Source organism: Microcoleus sp. OTE_8_concoct_300, from assembly GCF_031383065.1.
GTDB lineage: Bacteria > Cyanobacteriota > Cyanobacteriia > Cyanobacteriales > Microcoleaceae > Microcoleus.
On the sequence record NZ_JANMZH010000832.1, the window covers coordinates 1 to 12,089 of the forward strand.

At 45.3% G+C, this 12,089-nt stretch carries 10 protein-coding genes; 7 read left to right on the forward strand and 3 right to left on the reverse strand.

What is annotated here, in order from left to right:
* The first annotated feature begins 801 nt into the window (after positions 1-801).
* The 3 genes from ACUVJL_RS36890 (at position 802) to ACUVJL_RS36900 (ending at position 2,411) form a co-directional block, all read left to right on the forward strand.
* Positions 802-1,155: a hypothetical protein gene (locus ACUVJL_RS36890; protein ID WP_445250344.1), complete on the forward strand. Its 354-nt coding sequence runs from the start codon at positions 802-804 to the stop codon at positions 1,153-1,155.
* 318 nt (positions 1,156-1,473) lie between these two features.
* Positions 1,474-2,058, forward strand: a complete 585-nt coding sequence (locus tag ACUVJL_RS36895) for a CAP family protein (RefSeq protein WP_445250345.1) — start codon at positions 1,474-1,476, stop codon at positions 2,056-2,058.
* A gap of 143 nt (positions 2,059-2,201) precedes the next feature.
* Positions 2,202-2,411, forward strand: coding sequence for a DUF4915 domain-containing protein (locus ACUVJL_RS36900; protein ID WP_445250346.1), 210 nt, complete (start codon positions 2,202-2,204; stop codon positions 2,409-2,411).
* Between the two features lie 459 nt (positions 2,412-2,870).
* Here the strand turns inward: ACUVJL_RS36900 and ACUVJL_RS36905 are convergent, their stop codons facing one another.
* From ACUVJL_RS36905 to ACUVJL_RS36915, 3 genes are all read right to left on the reverse strand, one after another.
* On the reverse strand, positions 2,871-4,862 hold the full coding sequence (locus ACUVJL_RS36905; RefSeq protein WP_445250347.1) for a DICT sensory domain-containing protein: 1,992 nt from the start codon (positions 4,860-4,862) through the stop codon (positions 2,871-2,873).
* Positions 4,863-5,876: 1,014 nt separating this feature from the next.
* Positions 5,877-6,188 (reverse strand): DUF2973 domain-containing protein, encoded by a 312-nt coding sequence (locus ACUVJL_RS36910; RefSeq protein WP_445250348.1) that lies wholly within the window; start codon positions 6,186-6,188, stop codon positions 5,877-5,879.
* A 158-nt stretch (positions 6,189-6,346) separates the two neighbouring features.
* Positions 6,347-6,676: a DUF2605 domain-containing protein gene (locus tag ACUVJL_RS36915; RefSeq protein ID WP_445250349.1), complete on the reverse strand. Its 330-nt coding sequence runs from the start codon at positions 6,674-6,676 to the stop codon at positions 6,347-6,349.
* A 334-nt stretch (positions 6,677-7,010) separates the two neighbouring features.
* On the opposite strand from ACUVJL_RS36915, the gene ACUVJL_RS36920 reads away from it, so the two are divergent.
* The 4 genes from ACUVJL_RS36920 to ACUVJL_RS36935 form a co-directional block, all read left to right on the forward strand.
* Positions 7,011-7,139 (forward strand): hypothetical protein, encoded by a 129-nt coding sequence (locus tag ACUVJL_RS36920; RefSeq protein WP_445250350.1) that lies wholly within the window; start codon positions 7,011-7,013, stop codon positions 7,137-7,139.
* Entirely contained in the window at positions 7,132-8,961 is a 1,830-nt protein-coding gene (gene thrS, locus ACUVJL_RS36925) for a threonine--tRNA ligase (protein WP_445250351.1), read from the forward strand. Before ACUVJL_RS36920 ends, thrS begins: the two co-directional genes overlap by 8 nt.
* 358 nt (positions 8,962-9,319) lie before the next feature.
* The gene (locus ACUVJL_RS36930) at positions 9,320-9,643 is read left to right on the forward strand and encodes a hypothetical protein (RefSeq protein ID WP_445250352.1); all 324 of its coding nucleotides are present in this window, start codon (positions 9,320-9,322) and stop codon (positions 9,641-9,643) included.
* Between the two features lie 212 nt (positions 9,644-9,855).
* Positions 9,856-12,089 (forward strand): CHAT domain-containing protein (locus ACUVJL_RS36935; RefSeq protein WP_445250353.1); only part of this gene is annotated, 2,234 nt, incomplete at its 3' end.

Consider the following 12,089-nt stretch of genomic DNA (forward strand, 5'->3'; position numbering starts at 1 on the left):
CTAAAATTCTTTTTTGTTGTTTCCTAATCTCTAGCAATACTTCTACAGATTCGGCAATCGTTATATGAGGACGGCCAGACATTTTAATGTTCTCCTTTACTTTTTATATAAGTCTATCACAACTTTATAAAAATGGTATAATTGCAGTTGCGGCTTATTGGCGATAGCTTGGGTAGATTTCATCTGGATTGTATGTGACATAATCGATTTTGCTAAATTCTCAGTTGAAATATTCTTGTTGCAAAAATCGTTTTCCGGGCAAAAAATTTTTAGATAATTAGGTGGAAATAAATCTCACGCAGCCAGGGCGCGTGCGTGAAACTGCTTTCTTCGCGGGCGTATATCCTCAACCTTACTCAACTTTTGCAATCTGGTCTGATACACAAGTGTTGAATCTTGTTAGAAAATTTTACGTCGTGTCCTCGGAAGGCGCGTATTTCGGCTATACCCAATAGCTATGGCTTTGAGGCGATCGCGATCGCAATCGTTCTCATTGCTTTTTGAGTTTTGCGTTTTATTTATATTAAGTTTTGCGTTTTTTTATATTAAGTTTTGCGTTTTTTTTGCTTAAAAAGTTTAAAGCCGAGTATGCTTAATTTTTAAATAACGTAATAAATGAGGTGAAAAAATTATATCAGGTCTTTGTGACTGAAAACTGTGCCTAAAGTAATAAAATCTCCAAAAATCTACTTGATCTGTGGGCTGCCTCGTTCGGATTCTACCTTACTCGGAGCCTTACTGCGACAAAACCCCCGGTTTCACGCCAGTATGTCTAGCCCTGTCGGCAGTGTGGTGAGTCGAATGCTGGAAGCGATGAGCGAAGACAATGAGTTTTCCATTTTTATCACCCCTGAGCAAAAACGGGCATTGACCTTAGCGATATTTTCAACGTTCTACGAGTCGCAAGCAGATAAAGAAGTCATCTTTATGGCGGTGACTCTAACGACAGTCTTATTGGAGGTAACGGTCAAGATTTACTTGTTGGTGGTGCGGGTAAGGATTTCTTCAACGGTGGCAAGGGAGATAATAACTTGGCTGGCGGGACTGGTAGCGATATCTTTGTGTTGGATAAAGCCGCAGGGCGGGAAACGATTACTTGAGTTTCAATCATATCATGTCCGGTCGAGCGACCGCGATTTTTGTAGGGGCTCGTGAGCAAACAATACCTGCCAATAATTGACCATCTCAAAAACCCGCCCCTACCGGAATATTATGGTTAATTGATCGGACATGATATCAGTTGTCCTTCTCTGGCAATCAGATTAGCTTAGGCAATCAAACTCTAGCGGTGCTGACTGGGTTTGATACTACAACGCTGACACAAAATAACTTTATCTGTGTTTAAGAATATTGGGTAGGCAAATGTTTGCCCACTCTACAAATTGGTTAGTTGCATCGACCTGCACCTTTGATGCATCGACCTGCACCTTTGTTGTATCCACGTACAAAAGTTAACTCAAAAAATACAAAACCATGAAGAAATTATTTTCAACTCTAACCTTGACAACAGCTACAGCTTTAACCATTGCGCTAACAGGAGGAGCAATAAGCAGTGACTCCGTTCTAGGACAGACATCTATTGACTTAGCGACGTTTCGTAGCGCTGCTGTGTCTAAACACAACACTTATCGAGCCACACATAAAAGCCCTAACATCACCATCAGTGATTCCCTAAATAGCAGCGCTCAAGCTTGGGCTGAGAACATTGCCAGTAGTGGACAGTTTCAGCATAGTACCAATCGCAACAATGTAGGAGAAAACATCTACGCTTCTTACACTACAGCGACTTCGATAGACCCAACTACCCTTGGTAACGGAGCAGTTTCAGACTGGTACAGCGAAGTTAAAAATTATAACTACGCCAGTCCAGGGTTTTCTGGCAATACCGGGCATTTTACTCAGGTAGTCTGGAAAGGCAGTACGCAATTAGGCTGTGGTGCAGCACAAGGCACTGCAACGATTCAAGGTACTACATATAACGCCTTCTATGTGGTCTGTCAGTACGCTCCTGCTGGTAATATGCAAGGGCAGTTTCCTGATAACGTGCTGCAACCGTAGAACTTGATCAAGTTTAAATTCATGGGTAAGCAAGTTCTAGTTTTTGCTTTGCAGTAACCCCATGTCACCTTTAATTGTGCCCAAATTAGAGATTACCTGCTCACCGGACTTTGTACCTTGGCTGCAAACCCAGTTTATAAGCCTTGCCTTCACTACTTATCAAACAAATCGCCTGTTTTTTTATCGGCTGTAATCAGCAAGGTAGAGTCGCAGCACACGAGCGGTTATTTGACAAACCAATGGGAATGTATGGGATAAATAACAGTCTGCTTGTTAGCACACGTTATCAAATTTGGCGTTTTGATAATTGTCTGGCACCAGAGGAGATTTATCAACAAAGCGATCGCCTTTGAGCACCGGAATGATATAGAGGACACGGGAGTGCCGTGTCCCTACCGCGATTTATTGTAGGGACACGGCACTGCCGTCTCGAAAGCTGTGGGTAATATTAATTCCGATGCTTGAAGATATCGGAATTTATCTAATATCATGTCCCATCGATTAACCATAAGATCCCGGTCGGGGCGGGTTTTTGAGATGGTCAATTATTGGCAGGTATTGTTGGTGAACCCGCCCCTACAAAAATCGCGCTCGTTCGACCGGACATGATATAAGCTATCAAACTTGTCTAAATTTTTATCTCAATTCCGTTTTGATTTTTGGTAATTATCGTGTCTAATTTTAGGTGCATCTTTAGGCATTTCCCGCATCAACTCTATTTCCCAATGTACTCAGAACTGGATCATCTGACGCTTGGAAGCTTTGCTAAAAATTTATTGACCATCTTGTTGGGTAAGTTTGATATCATCGAGCTAAACAGTGGGAATAGTAAAGTGAAATTCACTGCCTCGGTCTTTTCCTGGGGAATCTACCCAAATTTTACCGCCCCAACCGGCAACAATCTGCTTGCAAATTGCCAATCCCAAACCGGTACCGCCGGTGCTGCGGCGCAAAGCTCCTTCTTCTTGATAAAATCGATCGAACACTACTTTTAAACTATTCGCCTCGATTCCCCTCCCCGTATCGGCTACGAGCACTTCCACCATCTGAGAACCGTTACATTGAGCTTTAACAGTCACGCTTCCCTGGGGTGTCGTAAATTTGCAAGCGTTGTCTAGCAGTTTGGAGAGCACCTCCACCAACCACTCTCCGTCTGCTTGTACTAAAGGCAATTCTGCGGACACTTCGGCGATAATTTCCGGTAACTGTCGATCGACTCCGCCGCGCGATCGCACGCTGCTGAGGGCCAAATCAACGCATTCTTGCAGCGTCAGCGATTCTACATTCCATTTAACTCGCCCGCTTTCTAAATGAGAAAGAGTTAAGAAATCCTGCACGAGTTTCCGCATTCTATCGGCATCACCGAGGGCAGTTTCTAACATAATTTGCCGCAATTCTGGGGGCATATCTGGTTCGGAGTTCAAACTTTCTAGACACACTTGAATCGTAGAAAGCGGAGTCCGAAGTTCGTGGCCGGTGATGGCAATTAGATTGCTGCGAGTGCGGTCTAATGCTTCTAATTGTTGGTTTAGTTCTTCTAAATGAGCGTAGGTTTCGGCTTGAATTAAGGCTGCTCCGAGTTGGGTTGCGATCGCCTCTACTAAAGCAATTTCGTCTTCTTCCCAAGCCAAAGTCGATCGACACTGGTGCATTTCCACCATTCCCAAAACCCGCCCCTGATAAAGCACTGGCACCATTAACCAAGAGACAATTTGCCACTTTTTTACACATTCCCTCAGGTATTTTGTATTGACAATCAGGGGGTGTTGTGCTGTATCTTGGATGTAAACTCGCTCTTGCCGCGCCACCGCATCGATCCATATTTGATTTTCCTGCAAAAGCCAAGTCTGATTTAGTAGAGAACGAACACCCGGACGCAAAAACTCGCGATCGATTTTGACGGCAATATCTGCAGTCTTGCAGCGATAAATTAAACAGCGGCTTGCTGACAGGGCATTTCCCAGTTCTTGCACTGCTACCTCGACGATTTCTTGCGGGTTGAGAGACTGTCGCATTGCCGTTGTAATTAAGTTTACGAGGCGTTCTTTGCGTTCCTGGGCGGCGATGGCGGCGTATGCTTTGAGCAGTTTGTGCTGGCCGGCTTGCAAGTAGGTGACTAAGCGTTCGGCAAAAGCATCGCTCAATTTGGGATTGGGAATTTTTGAGTCTTTTGGCGCAGTTTTGTCGGGTTTGGCGGCTTTGTTCGCGGCGGATTTCCGAGTTTTTTTCGGTGTTTCGATCAGATTGTAGGTAGTTCGGGCTCGATCGATCTTTTCGGCCAATTCCGGGCGATATTTGACAATTTTATCGAGCAACAATGCCGCAGCCTTGCAGCTTACCTCGCGGTCGAAGGTCCAAATTCCTTCAAATCTGCGAGATTGATCCATCACCAGCGGCCCGCGCTCGTCCTGGTTTTCGATCGGCACAATTTTTTCTTGACAAATCAGGCAAGTTGAGTATTCTTGCCCCAGCACCACTAAGTGCCACTCTTTACTTAATCCGTCCTCCGGTGCAAACGCCACAGTTTCGTGACACTCCGAAGCATTTTTAAACTCAGTTTCCGGTGCAGCCAGCACGTATACCTGAGAGGACCGCGAGGCAATTCGTCGGTAGCGGTGAGCTTCCTGGCGGTAGAAGCGCTCTCGCTGAAAGCTGGCAATGACTAGCGGTTCGTCGGAACCCGCCAAAACCAAGTCTTCCATCGCGTGAGACAGGGCTGTCATGGAAGATTTGAAATAAATTTGTGCCCGCAGTTGGGGCAAAGCTTGCAGAAGTTCTGCCAGTAGTGAAATAGGGACGATCATCTAGCCTTAAACGTGCATTTTTGCCGATGACAAAACAGGATCGATAGGAAGTTTAGAGCGATCGCTTCTGAGTATCTGATATATTTATGCCTTATAACACGACTGTTTAAGTCATCAGAATTATGGGTTTGAAACCCCGTCCTTCTAGGACGGCTTTACATTGAATTGAATCCCCTTGCGGGGTTGGGGAGGTATGGTTGCCTCCCCGCCGGGATATGGTTGTCCCGTTCTCCTTTCGGAGTAAAGTTAGCTTCGCCAATGTTTAGTGAGCTTGTTAGGCTGAAAGCACCGTCCCAGTGACCTTAGGACTGTTTAACCCTCAGCGATAGAGCGGAAAACTAGCTTCGCATTCTCCGGTATCGTGACCCAAAAAACGTAGTCAGTTAAGACTTAGGCTGGTCAGAATGGCTTGTTAGATTTCTCCTTCAAGCCTCATGCCTGATAGCTGAGGTTCCTGACATCATGCTAGCCATATCATTTAGACGAATCTAAGCAGAGGTATGCCTCCAAGACCTTGAGTTCATCCCAAAGCCACCTGTTTTTACCTCTAGGTTTTGACGCCAACTCATCTATTCAGGCTTCGATTCGGGCGTTAGCACTCTCACCATTCAGACTTGTTAGGCACCGCTTGCGGATCTCTTGCATTATACTATTCTTGAGCTATTTGATATCAGTGCCATCAGTATCGGTTTTTGGCTCGGTTTTTGGCGATCGATCTGGCTAATCGGCAATTAAACTTTCAAAAATCACAAATAATTGGCCGTTACTTTTTAACTAACGGCCAATTATTTTGAGGACTTATATCCCATCTGGTTAGCTCACAAGGATAGCGAGCCCGCGAGCATCATCGCCATATCTTAAGCTTGCACTGCACTCGGAAAATCATTCTGATGCCAGCGGAAACGATTTTCACCAAAAGCTATGAAGAAAAAGGGTTTCGGACACCTAGCGTGTAAGTCAATTATTTTTTTTGAGGCATCGCGCCTGAGTATAAATGCTGCGGCTGTGGTTGTATCAGGCTAGTTCGCCCCCTTCGTCGTTGCCGCCCGGAGATGATTTGTAGAGAGCATCTAATTGTTCGCGGGCGTCTTGGACAGTCAGCGAACGCATCACTAACAGCGGCTCATTGACAATGTTTCCGTGTTCGTCTAAAAGTTCTGGATGGGGTACAGATTGAGAGCGAGGATAGGAGGCGTAGCGATTATTTGGTCTGAATTGTTGAGGGCGCTGGGACTCTATACCTACGGTGACTAGACTGCGGATTAAGTTACCGACTGCCACAAAGGCAAGAACGGTAAAAGCTAAAATATAAAGCAGGTGCAACATTATTTTCTCCTCCGGGCTAAACAGCCACACAGCAATTTACAAATGTGTTTCAGCAAGTAATAACTTATTAACTGGAAATCTGCTTGAGGTTGTCAAGTCAGCCGCCACATTTCCTGATGTTTGGGATTTGATGGCAACTTTGACTTGAACTCGCTTCTTTATTTTCCAGGGGGAGCTGACTGCAATGAGCGAAAGCGCGCCGATACTTGCCAGCATTCGGCGAGCAGTCTGTGCCAGGGCATCAGTGCTGTGGTTTCAATCCCAACTTGACCTCCAGTGGCAAAAAATAGAGCTTTAGCCGCGCCTACTTCTTGCTGAGCCTGTTTGACTCGCGCCAGCAAGTCTGATTGATCTTCGTCGCTCAGAAAGGGAATTTCCTCAGTTTCTAAGAGCTTTGTCGATCGCTCAAACCAGTAAGTGAAATCCTCTAACAGCGGTTCCAGTAACGCTTTGAGCAATTGTGATTCTGGCAAGTTGGAATTAAGCATGGATTAAAATTGGGTTATTTATCATTATAGTCTTAAACGGTCTTTACAATCTGTAACATTTTTTTAACAAAATTTCAAGAATTTAACAACAATTAGCAGGTGGGTGTGAATAAATTTAACTATGTCAGCAGCGATTTTTGAGTCGAAATCCCAAAATTCTGCAATATCCGCTCAGACTCGCTAGCAATAGCTCATAGCAGAAGGAAGTTCGGCAACGGATTCGCTTTCTTCGGATGTAACGGATGTAACGGATGAAAGGAAGAAGAAAGAAGGAAGAAAAAAACTATGCCCAATGCCCAATGCCCAATGCCCAATGCCCAATGCCCAATGCCCAATGCCCAATGCCCAGAATGACCTAATTTCCCGGAGTGTCCCGCAGCCGGAAGTCGGCGGTTGCTGTCGCAATCTGAGTAAGATAGAAGCAACTGCAACTAAATTAATTGCTAATTCAGCCGATGTCTAGCTCAGAATCCATGTCCGCTCCAGAAGAGTCCGTTAAAATTGAGTTGCCCCGCACGAGTGAGTCGGAATCACTAAAAAAAATTCGCCACACCACCTCCCACGTTATGGCGATGGCGGTGCAGAAGTTATTTCCCAAGGCCCAAGTAACGATCGGCCCTTGGATTGAAAACGGTTTCTATTATGACTTTGACACTCCCGAACCTTTTACGGAACAGGATTTAAAAGCCATTAAAAAAGAGATGATCAAAATCATCAACCGTAAATTGCCTGTAATTCGCGAAGAAGTCAGCCGGGAGGAAGCGGAACGCAGAATTAAGGAGATTAATGAACCTTACAAATTAGAAATTTTAGAAGGTTTGATCGAACCGATTACTATTTACCATGTGGCCGAGGAATGGTGGGATTTGTGCGCCGGGCCTCACGTAGAAAATACCAGTGAGTTGAATCCAAAGGCGATCGAACTAGAAAGCCTAGCAGGAGCATATTGGCGCGGGGACGAAACCAAAGCTCAGTTACAGCGCATTTACGGCACTGCTTGGGAAACCCCCGAACAATTAGCAGCCTACAAACACCGCAAAGAAGAAGCCCTCAGGCGCGATCACCGCAAACTTGGCAAAGAATTAGGCTTATTTATTTTTGCCGATGCGGTGGGGCCTGGTTTGCCGCTGTGGACGCCAAAAGGCACTGTTTTGAGAAGTATTTTAGAAGATTACTTGAAACAAGAACAAATCAAGCGTGGCTATTTGCAAGTTGTGACTCCCCACATTGCCAGAGTCGATTTGTTCAAAATCTCCGGTCACTGGCAGAAATACAAAGAAGATATGTTTCCGCTGATGGCAGAAGATGAGGAATCGGCAGCAAAGGAACAGGGTTTTGTGATGAAACCCATGAATTGCCCTTTTCACATTCAAATTTACAAAAGCGAATTACGTTCCTATCGAGAATTGCCGATGCGCTTAGCGGAATTCGGCACGGTTTACCGCTACGAACAATCGGGAGAATTGGGCGGTTTAACGCGGGTGCGCGGCTTTACGGTGGATGATTCCCACTTATTTGTCACGCCGGAACAGTTGGATCAGGAATTCTTGAATGTGGTGGATTTGATTCTGTCAGTCTTCAAGAGTCTGCAACTGAAAAACTTTAAGGCGCGTTTGAGTTTCCGCGATCCGAACAATTTAGAGAAATACATCGGTTCCGATGAAGCTTGGGAAAAGGCTCAAGGTGCAATCCGCCGCGCGGTGGAAACTTTGGGAATGAATTATTTTGAGGGAATTGGGGAGGCGGCTTTTTACGGGCCGAAACTCGATTTCATTTTCCAAGATGTCTTGGATAGAGAATGGCAATTAGGAACTGTTCAGGTAGATTACAATTTGCCAGAACGTTTTGATTTGGAATACGTCGCTGAAGACGGCACTCGCAAGCGCCCGGTGATGATTCACCGTGCTCCTTTCGGTTCTTTGGAACGCTTAATCGGGATTTTGATCGAGCAGTATGCAGGGGATTTTCCGCTGTGGTTGGCGCCGATTCAGGTGCGGTTGTTGCCTGTTAGCGCGGAGTTTTTGCCGTTTGCTAAGGAAGTGGCGGCGAAGATGAAGGCGCTCAATATTCGCGCTGAAGCTGATGAGGATAGCGAGCGTTTGGGTAAGTTGATTCGCAATGCTGAGAAGGATAAAATTCCGGTGATGGGTGTTGTGGGTGCTAAGGAGGTTGAGGCGAATAGTTTGAATATTCGGACTCGGGCTTCTGGGGAGTTGGGGGCGATTTCGGTTGAGGAAGTGATGAGGAGGTTGCAGAGGGCTATTAGTAGTTACGGGGATTTTTAGGTGATTTTAACCGCAGATGCACGCGGATTAACGCAGATGGTAATTTGGATTTATCTGCGTTTGTTTGCGTTTATCTGCGGTTAGGAAGTCTGCGATTTGTCTATAGGGAATGTAGCGCTAATGAGGAAGTGATTGGGAGGTTGCAGGGGGCTATTAGTAGTTACGGCAATTTTTAGGTGATTTTAACCGCAGATGCACGCGGATTAACGCAGATGGTTATTTTGATTTATCTGCGTTTATTTGCGTTTATCTGCGGTCATAAAGTCAGCGATTTGTCTATAGGGAATGTAGCGCCAATATCGCCCGCATATAAATTGCTGAGATATAATTAGATGACGTAGAGTGGCAATAAAAAGTAATGGCAGATATTCAAATCAGCGTCGAAGGACGAGATGCAGTTGCTGCTACAGAGGAACTGTTTGCGATTTCTGGCTTGTCGGGAAATTGGGAAACAATCGGGGATGATGAGAAAGAGCCAATTTTAACAACTATTGGCGCTATTGTGGCTGTTGTTGGCGGAACTGTAGCAATAGCAGAACAAATTCGCAAGTGGTATCAAGAATATAGAAAAGGCGAGTCTGGCAAAAAGATTGATAAAGTTTTGATTGTTGGTCGGCGCGGACGGCGGTTGCTGTTGGAAAATGCTACGATCGAGCAAATTAAGCAAATCCTGGACGAATAAACCATTTAGGACTTATCCACGGGTGGTCAGAAACCGGGTTTTTCCGAAAATACTTCGCTGTAATTCGCAGATTTGCTCAAAAACCCGGTTTCTTTGGTCGATTTTTAGTAATCGGGAGGGAGAGATATCCGAACCAGAGGGGAAAATACCCGCAAACAAGAAAAACAAAATGGTATTTACCTTTAAGCTTATTCAAAATAAGACTTATAAATATGAAAATCCTACACCTCGACCTCAAGAGTATTCAAGATAATTATGTTGAATTTCGCTATTTTTTAGACAATCCCAATCCTTATGAATCGCAGCGACTGTGTCTGACAGAAATTGCCGATTTAATTACATCTGCCGAACGAGACTATTATGTGGCTCTACCAGTACCCTATCCTGAGACTGGAAAACGTTTATTTGACTGGCTTGATGGCACGGAACGCCTGTTTTCTCGGAAAATTGCAGAGTTGGGTAGAGAAAGCATTATTTTAGCCATCGCTACGGCAGAAAGACTCGCTCATTTGCCTTGGGAAGTGCTGCACGATGGCCAGAGTTTTTTGGTAGCAAAGCCCCAGCCGATTGTGCCGGTTCGCTGGATGTCTTCGGACAGCATTAAAAAGTTGTCAGTTGATGAAGCCGCGCCGGAAAATAGAGCGCTGAATCTCTTATTTATGGCAGCTTCGCCGCTGGATGTAAAAGAGGTGCTGGATTTTGAGAAGGAAGAAGGATTGATTCTGAAAGCAACAAAGGATGCGAGGCAAGATTTAGCGCTAATAGTTGAAGAAAGTGGCTGTTTGACGGAATTGGGATATTTAATTGATAGTCATGACAAGGGATTTTTTGATGTTTTCCATTTGACAGGTCATGGTACTATTAATGATAGCGGTGAACCGCGTTTTTATACCGAAACAGAGACTGGTAAACATTATCTAGCTAGCGGTCAAGATATCGCTCATTCATTGAGATTTCGTATTCCAAAACTACTATTTATGTCGGGTTGTCGGACGGGACAGCGTGGCAAATCGGGGTTGATTCCTTCCTTGGCTGAAGAGTTGCTGAGTTTCGGCGCTAAAGCTGTTTTGGGTTGGGGCAAAAAGGTGAGAGATGAGGATGCGACGGCGGCCGCAGCAGCGCTATATAAGAGTTTGGCGGCAGGCTACGAATTGACGCAGGCTTTGGGTGACACTTATCAAGCTTTAATTGCTCACAAGGCGCGAGATTGGCATTTGTTGCGGCTTTATGTAGCGGGAAATATGCCGATCAATTTGGTTACGACTGTGAGGACTCGCGGGCGGAAACGCGCACCGAAACCGACGGTTACAGAGCAGTTTTTGGATGCTGCGGGGCAGCAGGTAAAAGTCCCAACTCGCGAAGCTTTTGTGGGACGGCGGCGGCAAATTCAAAACTGTTTGAAAGCATTAAAATTTCCCTCGGATCAAGTGGGTGTTTTGATTCACGGCATGGGAGGTTTGGGTAAGAGTAGTTTGGCTTCTAGATTGTGCGACAGATTGACGGAATTTGACAAGATTGTTTGGTCTGGAAAAGTTGATGAAGCAAGTTTGCTGAGTAAGTTGGGCGACAAGTTACTGAGGTTGCAGCGAGAAGCTTTGCAGCGAGATGATGAGGAGTTGAAATATCGCTTGCGCGACCTATTTTGGGCTTTGGAAGAAATGGCAGAGTCCTCGGATAAAACGGGTTCAGGCGGGAATGGGAAGCCGTTTCTGTTGGTTTTTGATGATTTTGAAAATAATTTAGAATCGCGACCAAATAGTGGCGATTATGTGTTACTGCCGGAAATGGCAAGGATTTTAGAGGCTTTGGTTTGGGCAATTCAAGAAACTGATGCGCCTCACCGTTTAATTCTCACTTGTCGTTACGATTTTGATTCGCGGCTGTTGCGGGATTTCTACAAGCAGTCTTTGGATGGTTTTAAAGGCGCTGATTTGCAGAAAAAATGCAGTCAGCTTAAGGCTTTTGCGCCAGGATCTAAGGTGGATGAAAAATTGAAATTGCCAGCACAGAATTTGGCAGATGGAAATCCTCGGTTGTTGGAACGGTTGAATTTGGTGTTGCTAGATGAACAACTGGATGTAACTGCGATTTCGGAACAAATCGAGAAGACAACTGCGGAGTTTCGCAAAGATATTTTGAATCAGGAATTCTTGAAGCAGCTATCACCTGAATTGACAAATATGCTGGAGTTGGCATTAGTTTATCAGTTACCGGTGCCGAGGGAAGCGATCGCGGCGGTGTGTACCAGTATTGTCGATCTTGACAAAAATATCAACCGCGCCATAGCCTTGGGCTTGTTAGAAGTTAGTCCAGATTCATCGCTGCGAGTGCCCCGGATTTTGTCGCTGAATTTGCCGGAGGATAGCGAAGGTTTGCATCGACAAGCGGCTGAGGTTTTGTATCGTCTCTGGTGGGAGGAAGCGGAATCTTCTACCGAGGAACAGCG

What these genes read in the sequence shown, in the direction of transcription:
- ACUVJL_RS36910 (WP_445250348.1), bottom strand. Translation starts at nt 6,188, where the DNA reads ATGTTGCACCTGCTTTATATTTTAGCTTTTACCGTTCTTGCCTTTGTG.
- ACUVJL_RS36890 (WP_445250344.1), top strand. Translation starts at nt 802, where the DNA reads ATGCTGGAAGCGATGAGCGAAGACAATGAGTTTTCCATTTTTATCACC.
- ACUVJL_RS36930 (WP_445250352.1), top strand. Translation starts at nt 9,320, where the DNA reads ATGGCAGATATTCAAATCAGCGTCGAAGGACGAGATGCAGTTGCTGCT.
- thrS (WP_445250351.1), top strand. Translation starts at nt 7,132, where the DNA reads ATGTCTAGCTCAGAATCCATGTCCGCTCCAGAAGAGTCCGTTAAAATT.
- ACUVJL_RS36920 (WP_445250350.1), top strand. Translation starts at nt 7,011, where the DNA reads ATGCCCAATGCCCAGAATGACCTAATTTCCCGGAGTGTCCCGCAGCCG.
- ACUVJL_RS36895 (WP_445250345.1), top strand. Translation starts at nt 1,474, where the DNA reads ATGAAGAAATTATTTTCAACTCTAACCTTGACAACAGCTACAGCTTTA.
- ACUVJL_RS36915 (WP_445250349.1), bottom strand. Translation starts at nt 6,676, where the DNA reads ATGCTTAATTCCAACTTGCCAGAATCACAATTGCTCAAAGCGTTACTG.
- ACUVJL_RS36905 (WP_445250347.1), bottom strand. Translation starts at nt 4,862, where the DNA reads ATGATCGTCCCTATTTCACTACTGGCAGAACTTCTGCAAGCTTTGCCC.